Source organism: Weissella minor, assembly GCF_001437425.1.
Classification (GTDB): Bacteria; Bacillota; Bacilli; order Lactobacillales; family Lactobacillaceae; genus Weissella; species Weissella minor.
Window position 1 is genome coordinate 22,146 of the sequence record NZ_JQCD01000009.1, and the last position, 18,589, is coordinate 40,734.

Sequence of the window (18,589 nt, forward strand, 5' to 3'; positions counted from 1 at the left end):
GACAGAAATGGAAATTGCTGAAGCGCGGCGCCAATTAAGCGAAATGGCTCAAGAAGTTGAAAAATTTGGGCAGTCTTTGGATTTAGATGCCATGAATGATGAAATTGCCGCTAATGAAGATGAGATGAGTCATCCTGATTTCTGGAATAATCATGAAACGGCGCAAAAAGTGATTGATCAAAATAATGATTTAAAAAATCGTCGTGACAATTACTTAAAGTTACAGGATGAAGTTGAAGAAACGACAGCTGCCTTAGAATTACTGATTGAGGATCCTGAAGATCCAGATATGCAAGCTGAAATTACGGATAATTTGGCTGCATTGAGTCAAGATTTAGAAGCTTATCGTTTGGAACAATTGCTGAATGAACCATACGATAAGAACAACGCAATTTTAGAAGTACATCCAGGTTCTGGTGGTACCGAGTCTGCCGACTGGGGTGCCAACATGCAAAGAATGTATACGCGTTGGGCTGAACAACATGGATTCAAAGTTGAGATTATGGACTACCATGCTGGGGATGTTGCCGGAATCGATTCGGTAACATTGAAAATTAATGGTCGAAATGCATATGGTTATCTACGCTCTGAACGTGGTGTGCATCGTTTTGTCCGTATTTCACCGTTTGATTCAGCTGGACGGCGTCATACGTCATTCGTATCCATTGATGTCATGCCTGAATTGGATGATTCAGTTGAAGTTGATATTAATCCCGCAGATATTAAGATGGATGTGTACCGTGCATCTGGGGCTGGGGGACAGCATATTAATAAGACGTCATCAGCGGTGCGTTTGACTCACGAACCGACGGGGATTGTTGTGGCGTCGCAACAAGAGCGTTCACAATTTCAAAATCGTGATGTTGCCTATAATATGTTGCGTGCAAAATTGTATCAATTAGAGATGGACAAAAAGGAAGCCGAACGTGCAAAAATTGCGGGTGAACAACTTGAAAATGGTTGGGGCTCACAAATCCGTTCATATGTTTTCCAACCGTATCGAATGGTCAAGGATCATCGAACTAATTACGAATCAGGGAATCCGCAAGCCGTCATGGATGGTGCGTTGGATCAATTTATGGATGCTTACTTACGTTGGAAGTTGGCATCAGAAAATCCAGAATAATGAAAAAAACGGCTTGAGTTTGCTCAAACCGTTTTTTTATATATAAATTTGATGTATACTGATTGGTGTAAAGACACCCTATTGTTAAAAAGTCTTTGACTACCATTATGTCGTTAAAGAATGGGAAGCATTTCGCGGTTCCATTTGGCTTCTAAAATAACAAACGTGCTTGCGTTTTAAGTATATTCGGCAAGTGAAAACAAATACTGACAGGTTGCCGTAACGCTGTCTAATAACATGCGGAGGAATGATGATGATGTCTGTTGCCCAAAAGCTTAATAAGAGTGTCTATTTTGATATTCTAGGAGTTGTGATTGTTTTTATTTCAGCTTATTTTTCTGGTTTTTTATTTAATGATTTAACAACGACGATTATTGGAAATCAATGGTGGGCGAAGTATGTTCCATTCGGTTTGATTTCGGCGCTTTCAAGCTCACTATCATTGATGTCAACGCGTTTAGTTGGTAAAAATAAAAATAGTGGGAATGTGATTGGCGTTATTAGTACAGTGGTCTCTGGGACCATTGACTATCTATTAGGGAATATGGGGGCTATTTTCACCTATCCAATCTCTTTTGTTGTGAATTGGCTTTCAGTTCATCAATGGAAAAATTATCAAGGAAAAATTAATCACTTAGTTAATAAATGGTTACTTGCTATTTTGGTAGTAGGTGCCTTTGTCGTCGGATTTGGCTTGAACTATCTCGCCTTTCGCGGACAAGTAAATGCAATTTTTTACTTAGCGAGTTTGACATTTTCACTATCATTGACGGCTAACGTTTTGAATGTGTTAAAAATCAAAGAAGAGTGGGGCTTTTGGATTATTTATAATTTTGCACAATTAGCGAAAGCGATTGTACAAGGAAATTTTGCGAACGTGGGAAAGTATATCTATTATCTCTTTAATGGGGGATTTGCTTTCGTGGTGTGGCAAGATCAAGAACAATAATAAAAATAAAACCCTTACTTCAATTGAAAGTAGGGGTTTTATTTTGGTCAAAATTAACTTAATACAATCACAGCTCCAGCGATAACACCAAGAACGATGATCGCGACGAGTAGCACGACGATTAGCTTAACACTGAGTGGATAATGCTTTTCTTGTGGCTTAGCTTCTTCTAGCAAATGATCTTCATATTTCTTGAGGTTTTCTTCAGAATATTGATTCTCATTTTGAGGCTGTTGATTGGGGACGTTCACATTTTTATTGCTCATGGCGGGATACTCCGTTCCTAATTTGACTGTATAGATAAAGCATAGTGAAAAAACTTGAAAAAAGCAAATAAATGACTTGAATTTTATTAATGAGTAGGTATAATAGTTTAAGTAAGCTAATTTGTTAGCGAGCATATGTCTCCGTAGCTCAGTTGGTAGAGCAAGGGACTTTTAATCCTTGGGTCCACGGTTCGAGTCCGTGCGGGGACATATTAAAAAAGCACATGATTCTGTCATGTGCTTTTTTTGTGCTTAAATTTGTATATAAAAAAACGTCTCTCAGATAGAGACGTTTTTATGATTTACATGGCCATTGCCGGTACTTTGCGTGCCACCAGTTGATGTGCAACATCAGTGAAGACACCGTCAACGCCTAATGTTGTTAAGTAATTAACTGTTTCAATATCATTAACGGTATAAACGTTAACTTGGAAACCACGTGCATGAATGGCGTTGATGTTTTCGGGTGTTGCATCAACTTGGTCTAAATGAATATATTGTGCGTCACATGCATCTGCGATTAATTGCCAGTCATCAAGGAATTGGTGCTCATCGTAGAGTACCGCATATGCTAATTCAGGTGCGGCGGCATGTAGCTTTAATAGCATGATTGGACTAAAGCTAGAGATAATTAGATTGACTTGGCTATTAATGTTTCTTAGATAAGGAACAAGCTTAGCAACTAATTGATCAGCAAGCGCGCTGCAGTTAGGTCCAGTAATACCTTTTAATTCGAGATTTAAATTCATTCCGGTTTGAGAAACGAACTGTGTTAGGTCATCCATTGTAAGTAGGCTAGCTTGTGCAAATTCAGGGCCAAACCAACTTCCAGCGTCAGCATCAATGATGTCATCGAATAATTGAGCTGATATTTCACCATTGTGATCGGTTGTTCGGTCAAGTCGGTCATCATGTAGGAGTACTAATTCACCATCAGCAGTGATTGAAACGTCGGTTTCAAACCAGTCTAAGTCATAATCAACCATTGGATTGAAACTATAGAATGTGTTTTCTGGAGCAATAGCAGATAAACCACGATGGGCGATAATTTTTGTCATTTGTAAATCTTCTTTTCTTTGTTGAATGTGATAAGTTGTTTACGCTTTATATATTAAACGATAGATGTAAATTTACAGTACATAAAAGCAAGAATCAAGTAAAGATTTCTTTACAGAGATGACAATTTAAATAAAAAAGACAAACTAATGAATTAGTTTGTCTCGCTTACATTTTTACGGTGCATAATTTTTTTAAATCGGTCCGTTGCGGGAGAAAAGAATTCCGCAATTGCTTGATAATTATCAACCATATCAACAAGGATACTTTCTCGATAATGTGGCAAGGCAGAAGTGCTGCCCCACATATGTTTTAGAATAATATCCTGTTCTTTGGGTGATAACGTGGTAATCTTTTCTGCATTGCGCAATGCGACTCTTGGATGAATATAGGCATGGGTACCTAATTCAAATTTAGTGGTGCGCCAATCATAAAAGAATAAGTCATGGAGCAAACCAGCTCGCGCAACGGCTGTTGCATCTAAATGCCAACGTTTAGCTAGACGGTAGCTTTCATACGAAACATTGATGGAGTGTGTTAAACGATCTGAATGATGATGTTGCACATATTGACCTAATCGCTGTACTTTTTCAGTCCGCAATAAATCCGCAACAATATCAACATATTCAGAATCTTCACGCCAGTTTTTCATATGAAATTACCTCCGTTCTTTAATAATAGGTGTTGAAGCTTAACGTTGCTTTAAAGCAAACATAGCGACACCAGCAGCGACAGCGACATTCAAAGACTCTGCTTCACCTGTTAATGGAATGAAGAGATTTTGTGAAGTGGCTGCTGCTAATTCTGGGCGCATACCTTGACCTTCGTTGCCCATTACGAGTGCAAAATCAGCTTGAGGCGCAACTGTAAATAAGTCAGCCGCTTCAGGATCTAATTGCGTTCCATAAACGTTAAGTTCGTTGTCACGGAATGTTTGGGTCCAGTTAATTAAATCACCAGTCGTGATGGTGAGGTGGAACTGACTTCCTTGCATGGCGCGGACAGCCTTTGGTGAATAAGGGTCGACAGATCCTTCACCAAAAACAACACCAGTGAATCCAGCAGCATCAGCAGTGCGGACCATTGTCCCCACATTACCTGGATCTTGGATACCATCCAAGAATAACCAGGCCCCTTGATGCACATACTGCGGTTCACGGGTTGCAGTAGGTAATGAGACCTCTGCAAAAATGCCTTGTGGCGTTACTAAGTCAGATAATTTTTTGGCAATTTCAGATGTTATTTCAAAAACAGGCACACCAAGTGGTAATTCTTCTTGATGCTCTGCTAGTTGAGCTGATGTACCCATAATGGCATGTAGATGTCCATCATGGTGAATAGCTTCTTGTACAAGATGCCATCCGTCCAATAAATAAGTCTGGCTCGTTTGACGGCCTTTTTTACTTTGCAACTTTTGCCATGCTTTGACACGGCTGTTCTGATTAGATGTTATATTTTCCATAAAGACCATTATACGCTTATTCGTTCAACATTGCTTATGTTATAATGAATGCAATATAATTGAAACAAATGTATAAAAGGAGATTTAATAATGCCAGTACTAGATTTAAATGACCAAAAGGCGGTTGAACGTTATAACGAATTCATGCGTCAATCACCATATGGTCATATTACTCAAGATTTAAACTGGGCAAAAGTTAAAAATAATTGGGAGCCATTAGATGTTTATTTAGAAGATGAACAGGGAGAAATCAAAGCTGCCATGTCAATCCTTTTGACAGATACGAAAACTGGTAAAAAGTTTGCCTATGCCTCAAAGGGTCCGGTTGTGGATTTTGAAGACTTAGATACTTTTGACGCCTTGGTAGCAGAGGCAGTCGAGGCATTAGATGGTCGCGCTTATGTTTTGCGAATGGATCCAGAAATTGATTACAGCGATGAATTCAATGACGTATTACAAGCTCGTGGATATGTAACACGTAATCGTAATGTGGCGGACGAAGGGATGCATGCAACGATTCAACCACGCTTAAACATGGTGTTAGACTTGAAGCAGTTCCCTGATGCCAAAGAAACGTTGGACATCTACCCATCAAAAAAGAAGAACAAACTCCGCCGTCCTTTCCGTGATGGCGTTGAAGTAACGTCAGGTAATACGGAAGTTGAATTAGAGAAGTTCTTTAAGACTTATGAAACAATGGCACATCGTCATGAAATTACATACCGTCCAATGGAATATTTCCAACGGATGCAAGCAGCATTTGATGCTGAAACAATGCAAATTTTCGTTGCTGAACGTGAGGGAGACTTATTGGCGACTGGAATTGCCATGAAGTACGGTAAGAAAATTTGGTATATGTATGCCGGTTCAATGGATGGCAATGTTTATTATGCGCCCTATGCAATTCAATGTAAGATGATTCAATGGGCACTTGATTCAGATATCGAATTGTATGATATGGGTGGAATCGAGCAAGCCTCAAATGAAGATAGTTTGTATAAATTCAAGCGTGAATTTGTGCGAGCAGATCCATTTGAATATATTGGAGAAATTGATAAAGTATTGGATCAAGCAGCATACGATGAGTTAGTGACTGATTAATAAATAAGATAAGAATGCCACAGCTGGTCTGTGGTTTTTTATTTTAAAACTGATAAGTGACTATTATGAAAATATGCATCTTGATATTGTATTTATTTATTGTTAGTAATAAAATACAAGTAAGCTAAGATAAAAATAAAATAAATAATCTGTAGATTTAGGGGGATATGTAAATGGCAGAAAATGAAACAATTGAAGTAGAAAATGTAAAGCTTTGTGATAAGTTCGTCGCAACCTTTGAAATTTTAGGACGCAAATGGAACGGGCTCATCATTGAAGCATTGCTAAACAACGGTGCAATGCGTTTTAAAGATTTATCACAAACAGTTGTGAAATGCTCAGATCGTGTTTTGGTTGAACGTTTGAAGGAATTGGAAGCAAATGACCTTGTGGAGCGTCGCACGTATGATGAATCAGCATTGATTGAGTATGCATTGACGAAAAAAGGGGAATCAATGCGTGAGATGATGCAAGTCGTTCATGATTGGTCAGATGAGTGGAATACAGATTGCGAGTCGCAAGAAGCCTAAATGGCTTGCGATTCTGGCAATATCTTTGTACAATAAAACTATCAACAATGAATGGTCAGAAGATTGGTCTTAATATACAGCGAATTGGGAATAGTGTGAGCCTGATTAGAGAGCCAATTTAGATTCAACCAGGAGTTAAGGCGCTGATAAGGCGCTTTCGTGTTGTTCACGTTATCGAACACAATGAGGATGTCGTTTGTATAACTGCATCAAATCAGGGTGGTACCACGTTAATCAGCGTCCCTTTGGTGAACATTTTGTTTACCAAAGGGACTCTTTTTATGGAAAAAAGGAGTTACGAATGAGTTTACAAGACGATTTAAAAGCATTACGTCAGCAGGCTTTACTTCGTATTAGCGCAGCTAAAACGTTGAAAGAGCTTAATGAAGAACGTGTTAAAGAGTTAGGGAAAAAGGGTTCTTTAACCGAAGTTTTGCGCGGTATGAAGGATTTATCAGCTGATGAGCGTCCAGAAGTTGGGGCATTGGCAAATGAAATTCGGAATGCATTAACTGATAGAATTGCTGAACGTCAAGCATTGCTAGAAAAAGAAGTCCTAGATGCCCAATTAGCTGAAGAACAGATTGATGTAACATTGCCTGGACAACCTGCAATTCAAGGGCAACCACATGTGTTGCAGCAAATTATTGAAGGTCTTGAAGATCAATTTATGGGCATGGGTTATCAAATTATTGAAGGTCCAGAAGTTGAACAAGATAAGTATAATTTTGAAATGATGAATTTGCCTAAGGATCATCCAGCACGTGATATGCAAGATACCTTCTACATTTCAGATGAATTGTTGATGCGTACGCAAACATCACCCGTGCAAGCTCGTACGCTTGAACAACATGATTTTTCAAAGGGACCTTTGAAGATGATTTCCCCTGGTCGTGTGTACCGTCGTGATACAGATGATGCCACGCATTCACATCAATTCCACCAAGTGGAAGGGTTAGTTGTTGATAAGCATATTACAATGGGTGATTTAAAAGGAACATTGTTAGCAGTTGCGCATCAATTATTTGGTGAAGATCACGATATTCGTTTGCGTCCATCATATTTCCCATTTACGGAACCTTCAGTTGAAGTCGATGTTTCTTGGGGACCTGTTACTCCGGATACTAAGCCAGAAGAGATTGAATGGATTGAAGTATTAGGGGCCGGAATGGTACATCCAAATGTGTTAGAAAAAGCGGGTGTTGATTCAAGCGTATATGGTGGATTTGCCTTTGGTCTTGGACCTGATCGTTTTGCAATGTTGAAGTATGGGGTTGAAGATATTCGTAATTTCTATCTCAATGATGTACGTTTCTTGACGCAATTTGATCAGAAAGGATAATAAATAAAATGAAAGTATCAGTAAATTGGCTTCGTGAGTATATGCCGATTGCTTTGCCAGCAAATGAGTTGGCTGAGAAAATCTCACGTACTGCAGTTGAAGTTGAAGGACAATCACGCCCACAAGGTGACATGAAAAAGGTTGTCATTGCCAAGGTGCTATCAGTCGTACCACATCCAGATTCTGATCATTTGGTGATTACACAATTGGATGCTGGTGAAGATGAGCCTATTCAAGTTGTGACAGGTGCTCCTAATATTGCTGAAGAACAAACAGTGGTTTTGGCTAAGCATGGTTCTTTGATTGGTGATGGTGTCAAGATTCGTCGCGGCAAGTTACGTGGCGAAAAATCAAACGGTATGTTAACTGCTTTGCAAGAATTAGGGATGGACAACAGTGTTGCTCCTAAGGAATTGGAGGCAGGAATTTGGGTCTTTGACGAAGCGGATGCTGCTGATTTAAAGCCTGGTCAAGATGCCTTTGAAGTGCTTGGATTTGATGATGATATTTTGGAATTAGGCATTACACCTAATCGTGCAGATATGTTATCAATGAATGGAACAGCTTATGAAGTCGCAGCTATTTTGGATGAAAAGGCGCAATTACCCGAATTTAGCTTAGCAGAATCAGATGAGACAACAGAAAGCTTGATTTCTGTCACAGCACCAGAAGATTTGGCTAAGAAGTATGCGGTACGTGTGATTAAAGATGTGCATGTACAAGACTCACCCCTTTGGGTGCAACGTCGTTTGTGGAACATGGGAATTCGTCCAATTTCAAATGTTGTTGATATTACGAATCTTATGTTGTTGACTTATGGACAACCATTACATGCTTTTGACTATGATCAATTGCCTGCCCATGAATTGTCTGTACGTACAGCCACTGAAGGTGAAGTGATTAAGACGCTTGATGGTGTTGAACGTAAGGCGCAAGCAGGTAACATTGTGATTGATTCTGCTGGTGAAGCGCTCATGTTTGCTGGTGTAATGGGTGGTGAGTCAACCGAAGTTACGGATCAGACGACTAATGTTGTGCTTGAGGCTGCTATTTTTGAGCCTAAGGCCATTCGTCATGCTGCGCGTGACCAAAACCTACACTCAGAAGCATCACAGCGTTTTGAACGTGGTGTTGATGTCGAGGCAACCTTCCGTGCTTTGGACCATGCTGCAGCCCTAATTGCAGAACTTGGTGCAGGGACTGTCACTAAGGGACGTGTTGTGGCACAAGACTTTGCATATGAAGCACCGGTTGTTAAAGTTTCTACCCAACACATTAACGATGTTTTGGGAACTGACATTCAAACAGCTGAAATCGCGGCCATGTTTGAACGTCTTGGATTTGGTTTTGAGGAGTTAGACGGTGAATTTGCAGTTATGATTCCATCACATCGTTGGGATATTTCAATTCCTGCTGATTTGATTGAAGAAGTTGCACGTCTATATGGTTATGATAATTTACCAGCTACCTTGCCAACTGGTGAAACAACACCAGGTAAGCTAACAACCAAGCAACAATTAATTCGTGATTCACGTCATACCTTAGAAGGTTTGGGTCTGAACCAAGCAATTTCATATGTGTTAACGACACCAGAAAAAGCAAGTCAATTTATGATGGCGGATGCCACTGAAGCAGTTGAAGTAAATTATCCGATGTCACAAGAACGTCGTGTAACACGTGGTAGTTTGTTAACATCATTGCTTGATGATGTGGCTTATAATGTGGCGCGTAAGCAAGATGACGTTTCATTGTATGAACAAGGGCGTGTCTTTGTTTCAAATGGGGCGACTGCTTTACCAGAAGAAATTGAACATATTGCGGGAGTTGTCACTGGAAACGTGCGTGACCGCGATTGGGATCAGGCGGCACAACCAGCAGATTTCTTCTATCTAAAGGGGATTGTTGAACAATTGTTGGCTGATTATGGGTTTGTTGATAATGTCCGTTTTGAGACAAATACTAACCGTCCTGAGATGCATCCGGGCCAAACAGCTGACATTTATGTTGGGGCAACGTTTGTCGGATTTATTGGACAAATTCATCCATTAACCACGAAAATGTATAAAGTGGGTCAAGTCTTTGGCTTTGAATTAAATCTTACGACAATCTTAGAATTACCACGTGTCAAGTCAACGTACGAGCCAGTTTCAAAGTATCCATCTATTTCTCGAGATCTTGCAATTTTGGTTGATCGGCAGGTTGAATCAGCTGATTTGGTTGCACGGATTAAGGAAAATGGTGGGGCTGATTTGCATGATGTGACAGTCTTTGATGTCTATACGGGTAGCAATGTTGCAGATGATAAAAAGTCAGTGGCTTATTCACTTCGTTTTGTGAATTATGACCATACGTTGGTTGATGATGAAATTAATGCAGCCATCGATAATATTACGAAAGCATTGCAGACAGAGTTTGATGCCGAAATTCGTTAAGACGTTTCTTGCCATAGTATATATGGTGCTGATATACTTGAATTTAGTTCAAAATTAAGTTAATTCATGACGAAGGAGCAACATTCATGTCTGAAAATGAATATCAGTCACGACAAGCACAACAAGCATCAGCAAATGCAAACAAAAAATGGTATCAAAAGATATCATTTATGCAGTGGCTACTTATCATTGTTGCAGCTTTAATTATTGGTGGGGTTGGACATCATTTCTATGTTCAACATGACCAAAAGAATTATAGTGCGCTCGATAAAAATACAAAAAAGAATAAAGAAGTACGTATTAAGGATGGGTCATCAGTTCAAATGATGGCAGCAACATTGAAAGATGCTGGCATTATCCGTTCAAAGCGTGCCTTTAACTATTACGTTTCTTCAAATAATTACTCGGATTTAAAGGCCGGTTATTATGAGTTGAATCCAAGCATGACCGTACCACAGGTTGTTAATGCATTACGTATGGGCGGTTCTGCTGTGCCAACCAACAGTAAAAATGTCGTGATTGTTCGTGAAGGTGAGAACATTGATGACATTGCTAAAGAAGTTGGTGAAAAGACGAAGTTTAGTGCTGACTCATTTAAGAAAGCAACAAATGACAAAAAGTTTTTCGACACTTTGAAAGAGCAATATCCAGGTTTGTTGGATTCAGCTGGCAAGTCTAAAGATATCCGTTATCGTTTAGAGGGTTATCTATATCCAGCGACATATACTTGGAAGGATGCCAAGACTGTTGAAGATTTGGTAGAAATGATGGTAAAGCAAGAATATATTGTGATGCAACCACGTTTCCAACAAATTAAGAAGTCGGGGATGACCATTCAAGAATTGCTTACAGTTGCTTCATTGGTTGAACGTGAAGGTGTTGATAATGACAGTCGTCGTACGATTTCAGGTGTCTTCTTGAATCGTTTGGATCAAGATATGCCATTGCAATCCGACGTTGCCACAAAATATGCCCTTCAAACTAAGAAGACTAATTTAACTAATAAGGATGTCCAATCTGATAATCCTTATAACTTATACAAGTTTTCTGGTTATGGACCAGGTCCATTTAATAACCCAAGTGTGGAATCAATTGACGCTGTTTTGAATCCTAAGGATCGTGATAAAGGTTACCTTTATTTCGTTGCTGATTTAAAGACAGGAAAGAATTATTACTCACAAAGTTATGATGAGCATCTAGGTAATCAAGCTGGAGTTGAATCAAATAATCAATCAGTTGGTAATGCTGCTGATAAGAAGAACTCAAATAATTAAGAAAAAAGACTGTTTCAATTGAAACAGTCTTTTTTGTATTTACGTACAAAAAAAGCACCCTGTATAGGGTGCTTTTTATTAGCCGGCAAGTGGTTCGACGGATAGAATCTTAACTTCCATGGTTGCATCGTTTGGAAGCGGAACTTCCACGACATCGCCAACACGATGACCAATCAATGCTTCAGCAATTGGAGATTCATTTGAAATCTTACCTTCAAATGGATCAGCTTCAGCGCCACCAACGATTGAATACGTTTCAGGTTCTTCATCTGGAAGTTCTTGGAAAGTAAATGTTTTACCTGCAGCAACTTCATCTTCAGATACTTCAGAAGAATCAATGATGACAGCATTGTCCAACATGTTGCGAACAGTATTAATACGACCTTCAGTAAAGGCTTGTTCATCCTTTGCTGATTGATATTCTGAATTTTCAGAAAGGTCTCCAAATCCACGCGCAATTTGAATACGTTCTGTGATTTCGGCACGTGTTTCAGTTACAAGTGTGTTTAATTCTTCTTCTAACTGACGCTTTCCTTCTTCAGTCATTGGGAACTTTTTTTCTTCAGCCATAATTGGCCTCCTATAATTAAATAATAGTTTTAAGCCTCAAAGAGGTTTCAAAAAATACATTACCATGCCCCATTGCCCTTGTAAAGTTCTGAAGATTGATTATTGTAAATCTTAACGATTCAAGCTGTGTTTACGTTTTGAGCTCTCTGACCAAGCCAAACCAAACATAAATAATAAACTACCGAAAGAAATGATTAATGCTGTTTTCAACATTGGAGTGACATATTTAAAGGTAACGGTATGTTCACCCGCCTTAAGTGCAACACCGATAAAGAAGTTATTAACTGTTTGTGTATCGGTTTTCTTGCCATCAACATAGACTTCCCAGCCTGGCGTATTTGGAATACTTGTCATCAATAGTGGACGACTTTCCGTCAAATTAATCTTTCCAGAAATATTAGTTGCGGAATTTTTAGTGAGATGGATGCCATTTTCTTGCATTGATGAGGCTTGTTCTTGGAAAAGCTCTAAATTAGTTTGATACAAGGTAACATTTTGTAGCCAAAGATCATCCTTTTTGAGGATAAAGGTAATTTCTTGTTTTTCACCTTTACGATGGTTCGTTATCGGTAGAATGATGGTATGACGATGCGAAGGCAACTTTTTGATGACTTCATTATTAACGTGAATTTCCACATTATCGTCGTTCATTTCATTACCGAGGGTCAAATAGTAAGGATTATCACTATCCGGCGTAAATTCTAATGTGATGCTAGCGTTGCCTTTGTCTGTTTTTTTCAAGAAGGCACCTGTAATTTTTTTAGGTGCTTCGGTATTATACGCTTTGACATTTTCAAAATTTGCAGCAGTAAAAATAGGATCACTTTGATAACCGTTCATGTTTTGCCACATTCGATTTTGATTTTCCATTGGATTATCAGTTTCAAATTTTGTATTTAAAGCATTTTGACTCGCGCCAAAAGCAACCGGCAAAACATGTGGATTCTTTGTTAACAAGGTTAACGGATTTGTTTTTTCAATCGTATAAATACCTTGCGTATCTGGACGTGAAAAAATGGTTGTATTTGCTGGAGTACCTGGGCGACCAGGTTCTTGATTATTGCTTTCAAGCATGTACTTCATACTGAGCATACTATCGGAAACTAAAGTACCGCCATTATAGTCAATGTAGTTATCACCTTCTGGCTGGCCAATTAAGGCCATGTAACGACTTTGTTGATATTCAAGAGCAGAGCTAAAGGTTGATGCACCATTGTACTGACCTTGGAATGGATCGCCTTTAGTTCGCGCAAACGCTTGACCAACTCGGAAAAAGTTGTGCTTTTGAGGTTGTTTTAACGGCTCCGTAATATCATTTAAGTTGCGAATATAGGTTTGATATTCGGTATTAGATAAATAACTAAAGTTGTTTAATGTCAGGATGGTTCCGCAGGTTACTTCAGCGATAACAGTAATGCCTAGCAGTATTTGCCAATAGCGATTATGATTTTCAAGCGTCATCATTAATAATAGGAGCAAGAAGAAACAGCTACCAATAATTAATTGATTTTGATCTAAGAAGTTTAGTTTGGGTAGTCGATAGTAAAGATATCCAACACTGGCACCAGCAATTAGCAACAGTGATAGTGACTGTAACCATGAGAGGGTCAGGTTTGGATGCCAGACAGAGGCACCAAGCCATAAAATCCAAAAACAAAAGACGAATGAGAAGCGATAAGGGTACCAAACGGGGAACTGGAATCCATGCCACATCAGATTTAATGGGCCATACATCATTGATACGATCAAAAAGCTTGTAATCAAAACAGTCACGACTTGCACTTGCCAACGCACTGAACGTGATGTGATGAAAAACCAGAGTAAAATGATTGGTAAGCTACCTAAGAAGATATTAGGTAAACCAGTTGGCATTTGATCAAAATTAAAAGTACCACCAAAAAGTTTTCCAAGCATATCAGGTGCAAAGTAGTCAAACTTCCAGTGGAGGTCATCTAGCATGTATTGGCTTTTACTATTCATTAAGGTATAGGCTGTAGGTAGCCAAGTGAAACAAGATAGGCCAACACTGATGACGGCACCAAAAGCAAATTTAGCTAGCATTTTTAATCGAAGACGCCAACCGTAGGGTTCCCAAGTAATCCGCCACAACATGTAGCAGACTAAAAAGAGGCCAACCATGTACGCCATGTAATAATTAATAATCATCATGGCAGTCAAAGGTAGCACAAAACGCCAAGGTGACTTATTCAAAAGCATTTGTTCTAAGCCTAAAATAATCAAGGGGAGGAGAATTGCGGCATCAAGCCATAATAAATTGAATTGATTTGCAACAAACCAGCCCATGAAAGCATAGGTTGTCCCGAATACGGGTAAAGCCCAACCACGTTGCCAATGCATTTTATGAAGGGCAAAGGCAAACGACCAACCGGTCAAACCGTATTTTAAAACGGTTAAAAGTAAGATTCCAGCCGGGAGATGGACATTATCAAAAGCTAATAAAATGATGTTTAAAGGACTAAATAAATAATAAGCCCAGTCACCGAAGGTTTCACCACCTAAGCCTTTAGAAAAACTATAAAAAAGTTGATTGGGGTCTTGGGTAACAATGGTCTTAAAGGCGGAGAAAAAATCGATATATTGTTGCCCTAAATCAACCGTTAAGAGGGTACTATTACCAAAGGGCGCCATGTGACGACTAGCAAAATAAGCCGTCATAATTAGTGCTGGAAGCAAAAATGACATCCAGAGTGTTCGGGTGTTTTGTTTCCATTTAAAAGGATTAAAAAGTTTAGACATGCGTTCGCTCCAAAAAAAATAAGTTACTACTATTAAAACACATTTAGAATTCACATACCTAAACATATTTTTTTTGATAGGTATGCTACAATAGAAAAAGTTATTCAAGTAAAAAGGGGTCAAATTATGCAAGCACCAAAACGGCGAAGTGGACGTGACAATACATCATCAATGTCACGAATTCCGGCACGATTAAATGTGCTATTAGGTATTGTCGTTATTATGCTCGGAGCATTGGGATGGCGTTTAGGGTCATTGCAATTAGTCCAAGGTGATAAATTTAAAGCAGAAATCAATAGTGCTGAATCAAGTACTGAACAGATTAACGTACAACGTGGAATTATTTATGATAGTGCTGGTAAGGCATTGGTTACTAACAGTGGATCGCAAGCGATTACGTATACAAAACCACGTAATACGAGTGAACAGAGCATGTATAAGACGGCTAACGAAGTTGGGGACTTTGTTAAAATTGATACAAAACAACTATCTAATGCGAATAAGATTAAGTATTATATTCAAGATGAAGATCGTGCAGCCGAGTTAGCTAAGGCGGGGAATATTAGTAGTGCGCCAGGCACTGATGCTTATGTCAAAGCATTGACAGATTATGCCAATGAGAATTCTGATGAAATTAACCTTTCAGCAGGACAAAAGAATAAAGCAATGATTTTCCAAAAAATGGAAAATGCCTATGCGCTCTCAACGGTTTATCTTAAAGAAAAAGATGTTACCCAAACTGAAATTGCCAGTGTTGGTGAGCGCCAATCAAAAATGCCAGGTGTCAATGTGGGTATTTATTACCAGCGTAAGGGTTCATCAAATACAGATGAGTCATTAGAAGGTTTGGTTGGTGGTGTATCCAAGTCTGGTCTACCAGAAGATCAGGTGAATTCATTAATTGAAAAAGGATATTCACGAGATGATGCGGTTGGAACATCAGGATTAGAAAAGCAATATGAAGATATCTTGAAGGGAACGAAGCGTCGTGTTGAAGTAACCGTGGATAAGGATGGTAAGACGAGTGAGAAAGTCGTTTACCCAGGTAAAGCTGGTAGTAACCTTCACTTGACGATTAACGCGAATTATCAAGAGAATGTCCAGAAAATTCTAAGAAATAATATTCCAGGTGGTCTAACACAAGGTGCTTACGCCGTTGTGATGAATCCGAAAACTGGTGGTGTTTACGCCATGGCTGGTGTTAACCGAAGTGAGACGGGTAACCTTCAAGATGATGCGATGGCAACAATTAATCGTGCTGAGGTTGTTGGTTCTGTTGTTAAGCCAGCGATGATTGTGACTGGCTTGATGAATAATGCGATTTCAACGACAGATAATACGATTGTGGACCAACCAATTTCAGTATCTGGAACACCCGTTAAGGCGTCGTACTTTAACAAAAATGGATCAAACTCAATTCCGTTGACAGCACCAATGGCCTTAGAAGTTTCTTCCAATTCATATGTGATGCAAGTGATGCTTAAGTTAGCTGGACAACCATATGCACCAGGCATGTCATTGCAAGGTGTTGATACTAGCATTTTCCAAACGATGCGAGAAGGATTCAATCGCTTTGGACTTGGCGTTAAAACTGGGATTGATTTACCTGGTGAAACAGCTGGGCTACGTGGTGATAGTGATCGTGCTCATATTGGTAATGCATTGGATGAATCATTCGGACAGTATGATACTTATACCACGATGCAATTGGCGCAATATGCGTCAACTATCGCCAATGGCGGTTATCGTATGAAAGCCCATGTGGTTGAATCAATTGATGAACGTTCAGAAAACGGTAAGAATGATTTAACGCAACAGACGGTTGCGCCACAATCATTAGGTTCAGTTGGTTGGACTCCAGGGCAACGTCAACTCATTTGGCAAGGTATGGATCAAGTGGTTAACGGAACAAGTCCGTTCGTTACTGGATCGCAGCTTAAGACTTTAAAGCCAGGTATTTATGCTAAGACTGGTACCGCTGAAACATTTACAAATGGACAAGAAACCGTAACATCTTCATTGATTGCCTTTTCACCAGAACACGATGTTGCTTTGGCAGTCGTTGTCCCAGGTGTTTCACAGGATGTTGAATTAGTGAATATGAATATTGCAAAAGAAGTTTATAATGCCTATTGGAAAGACATTGAAGCGAAAAAATAAATAATTAAGTATGTTAAAATGAGTCATGGATATGACTCATTTTTTTTAAGGAAAAAAATATGATAGATAAAAAAATATGGCGTGACAATGCGTTGCAACATTTAAAAAATTTAACAGATCAGCAAAGAATTGCGTATCAACAAGCGTTGACCACACAAATCATGCAGACGCCAACATTTCAAGCTGCCGATGTCGTTGCATTAACATTATCGCAGGATGTTGAACTTTCAACGCAATTGTTAATTCAAAATGCATTGATTCAACAGAAGCAAGTTTTGTTGCCGCGGATTAAACCAGCGCGTCAAATGGACTTTATTAAAATCAATGAAATGACCACCTATGAACGACACAAATTTGGTATGTTAGAGCCCGTTGGTGAGTCATTTGAACAATTAACGGCGATTGACTTTGTGTTGGTCCCTGGATTAGCATTCTCAGCTGCAGGTGACCGTCTTGGCTTTGGCGGCGGATATTATGACCGTTGGTTACCCAAGCTACCACAAGCGCATACAGTGGGCGTGACACTACAAGAAAATTTTTATGAGCAGACGCCTTGGCCGATTGAAGAGACCGATCAACGTGTAAAACAAGTAATTAGCTTAGAAAGTGAATGAATAGATGGAAAATATGAAGCATTGGCAAAATGACTTTAAAAAGACCCCCGTAACCTATATTTTGACAATTGCGATGATTGGTGTATATGTTATTGAAGTCGCATTAGCGCATAACTTCGTTATCAATGTGGATGTACTTTATCGCATGGGCGCGATGTTTGCACCTAGTATTATTGGGCAAGGCGAATGGTGGCGATTACTGACAGCAGGTTTTTTGCATGGCTCACTCATACACCTATTGAGTAATTTAGTTGTCTTATATTGGTTTGGTAAAATATTGGAAAGCTATTTAGGTAAGTTGGGTTTTGGCTTACTATTTTTAACTAGTGTTTTGGGTGGAAATGTCGTTTCATTGTGGCTAGATGCATGGCAAACGGTTAGTGTCGGGGCTTCAGGCGGTGTCTTTGGTATGTTTGGTGCCATTGTTGTCTTGGGGACGCTAGCCAAACAACCCAACATGTGGCGAGATCAGGTTAAAAGCATGTTGGTGTTAGTTGGCTTATCCGTTATTTACAGTTTAATTTCACCTGGGATTAGCGTTACCGGACATATAGGTGGTTTTGTAAATGGATTGTTATTAACGACTGGTTTGATGTGGCGTAAGCCATTACAGAACCAATTTAAAGTGAAGCCATTGTGGAATGGATTAAGTTGGTTGGTGACAATGTGTGCTTACGTGGCCATAATTAGTCTCATTATGAGTCAATATGGGGGATTACGATGAAGACCTTTTTAGATGTATTAGATTTATTAAAAAATTTTGATATTTATATTCATGTAGGTAAGCGATTGTGGGATATCGAACTAGCTGCAATTGAAGTTGATAATCTCTATCGCGCTGGGATTTTAAAGCCTAAAGAGTATGCGCAAATTAAACTTGTCTTGCGACACGAACATGAAGCAGAAGAGCGACGTGAGCAAGAGCGTGAAAATTAAATGAGAATATAAAA

At 39.2% G+C, this 18,589-nt stretch carries 17 protein-coding genes and 1 tRNA gene; 12 read left to right on the plus strand and 6 right to left on the minus strand.

Features of this window, described 5'->3' with window-relative positions; genetic code table 11:
* Positions 1-7: 7 nt before the first annotated feature.
* On the plus strand, positions 8-1,126 hold the full coding sequence (gene prfB / locus IV67_RS00590) for a peptide chain release factor 2 (RefSeq protein ID WP_057786088.1): 1,119 nt from the start codon (positions 8-10) through the stop codon (positions 1,124-1,126).
* A 253-nt stretch (positions 1,127-1,379) separates the two neighbouring features.
* Positions 1,380-2,075 carry a nicotinamide mononucleotide transporter family protein gene (locus tag IV67_RS00595; RefSeq protein ID WP_057786090.1) on the plus strand — a complete coding sequence of 232 codons (696 nt, stop codon included), beginning with the start codon at positions 1,380-1,382 and terminating at the stop codon, positions 2,073-2,075.
* A 53-nt stretch (positions 2,076-2,128) separates the two neighbouring features.
* Here the strand turns inward: IV67_RS00595 and IV67_RS09100 are convergent, their stop codons facing one another.
* The gene (locus IV67_RS09100) at positions 2,129-2,341 is read right to left on the minus strand and encodes a hypothetical protein (protein ID WP_083486630.1); all 213 of its coding nucleotides are present in this window, start codon (positions 2,339-2,341) and stop codon (positions 2,129-2,131) included.
* Between the two features lie 137 nt (positions 2,342-2,478).
* Between IV67_RS09100 and IV67_RS00600 the strand changes: the two genes are divergently transcribed.
* Positions 2,479-2,551 (plus strand) — tRNA-Lys (locus IV67_RS00600).
* A gap of 92 nt (positions 2,552-2,643) precedes the next feature.
* Here IV67_RS00600 and IV67_RS00605 read toward each other — a convergent pair.
* The 3 genes from IV67_RS00605 to IV67_RS00615 all read right to left on the minus strand — a co-directional run bounded on the left by IV67_RS00605 (position 2,644) and on the right by IV67_RS00615 (position 4,859).
* Complete coding sequence (locus tag IV67_RS00605; protein ID WP_057786092.1) at positions 2,644-3,399, minus strand: glycerophosphodiester phosphodiesterase family protein; 756 nt, start codon at positions 3,397-3,399, stop codon at positions 2,644-2,646.
* Between the two features lie 152 nt (positions 3,400-3,551).
* Entirely contained in the window at positions 3,552-4,049 is a 498-nt protein-coding gene (locus IV67_RS00610) for an HD domain-containing protein (RefSeq protein ID WP_057786093.1), read from the minus strand.
* A gap of 39 nt (positions 4,050-4,088) precedes the next feature.
* Complete coding sequence (locus tag IV67_RS00615; RefSeq protein ID WP_057786247.1) at positions 4,089-4,859, minus strand: TrmH family RNA methyltransferase; 771 nt, start codon at positions 4,857-4,859, stop codon at positions 4,089-4,091.
* Positions 4,860-4,949: 90 nt separating this feature from the next.
* Here IV67_RS00615 and femX point away from each other — a divergent pair, with 90 nt between their 5' ends.
* The 5 genes from femX (at position 4,950) to mltG (ending at position 11,538) form a co-directional block, all read left to right on the plus strand.
* The gene (gene femX, locus IV67_RS00620) at positions 4,950-5,960 is read left to right on the plus strand and encodes a UDP-N-acetylmuramoylpentapeptide-lysine N(6)-alanyltransferase (protein ID WP_057786096.1); all 1,011 of its coding nucleotides are present in this window, start codon (positions 4,950-4,952) and stop codon (positions 5,958-5,960) included.
* A gap of 173 nt (positions 5,961-6,133) precedes the next feature.
* Entirely contained in the window at positions 6,134-6,490 is a 357-nt protein-coding gene (locus IV67_RS00625) for a winged helix-turn-helix transcriptional regulator (protein ID WP_057786098.1), read from the plus strand.
* 301 nt (positions 6,491-6,791) lie between these two features.
* Positions 6,792-7,832 (plus strand): phenylalanine--tRNA ligase subunit alpha, encoded by a 1,041-nt coding sequence (gene pheS / locus IV67_RS00630; protein WP_057786100.1) that lies wholly within the window; start codon positions 6,792-6,794, stop codon positions 7,830-7,832.
* Positions 7,833-7,840: 8 nt separating this feature from the next.
* On the plus strand, positions 7,841-10,264 hold the full coding sequence (gene pheT, locus IV67_RS00635; protein WP_057786102.1) for a phenylalanine--tRNA ligase subunit beta: 2,424 nt from the start codon (positions 7,841-7,843) through the stop codon (positions 10,262-10,264).
* 86 nt (positions 10,265-10,350) lie between these two features.
* A complete protein-coding gene (gene mltG / locus IV67_RS00640) occupies positions 10,351-11,538 on the plus strand; it encodes an endolytic transglycosylase MltG (RefSeq protein ID WP_083486631.1) in 1,188 nt (395 codons plus the stop codon).
* 78 nt (positions 11,539-11,616) lie between these two features.
* On the opposite strand, the gene greA is transcribed toward mltG, so the two are convergent.
* Entirely contained in the window at positions 11,617-12,108 is a 492-nt protein-coding gene (gene greA, locus IV67_RS00645) for a transcription elongation factor GreA (RefSeq protein ID WP_057786104.1), read from the minus strand.
* 111 nt (positions 12,109-12,219) lie between these two features.
* A complete protein-coding gene (locus IV67_RS00650) occupies positions 12,220-14,865 on the minus strand; it encodes a YfhO family protein (RefSeq protein WP_057786106.1) in 2,646 nt (881 codons plus the stop codon).
* Positions 14,866-14,991: 126 nt separating this feature from the next.
* Here IV67_RS00650 and IV67_RS00655 point away from each other — a divergent pair, with 126 nt between their 5' ends.
* The 4 genes from IV67_RS00655 to IV67_RS00670 are packed head-to-tail and all read left to right on the plus strand — an operon-like array spanning position 14,992 to position 18,575.
* A complete protein-coding gene (locus IV67_RS00655; RefSeq protein WP_057786108.1) occupies positions 14,992-17,025 on the plus strand; it encodes a peptidoglycan D,D-transpeptidase FtsI family protein in 2,034 nt (677 codons plus the stop codon).
* Between the two features lie 59 nt (positions 17,026-17,084).
* On the plus strand, positions 17,085-17,639 hold the full coding sequence (locus IV67_RS00660) for a 5-formyltetrahydrofolate cyclo-ligase (protein WP_157050259.1): 555 nt from the start codon (positions 17,085-17,087) through the stop codon (positions 17,637-17,639).
* A gap of 4 nt (positions 17,640-17,643) precedes the next feature.
* Positions 17,644-18,363 (plus strand): rhomboid family intramembrane serine protease, encoded by a 720-nt coding sequence (locus IV67_RS00665; protein WP_057786110.1) that lies wholly within the window; start codon positions 17,644-17,646, stop codon positions 18,361-18,363.
* Positions 18,360-18,575: a YqgQ family protein gene (locus IV67_RS00670; RefSeq protein ID WP_057786112.1), complete on the plus strand. Its 216-nt coding sequence runs from the start codon at positions 18,360-18,362 to the stop codon at positions 18,573-18,575. The genes IV67_RS00665 and IV67_RS00670 overlap by 4 nt, the downstream gene beginning before the upstream one ends.
* Positions 18,576-18,589 lie beyond the last annotated feature (14 nt).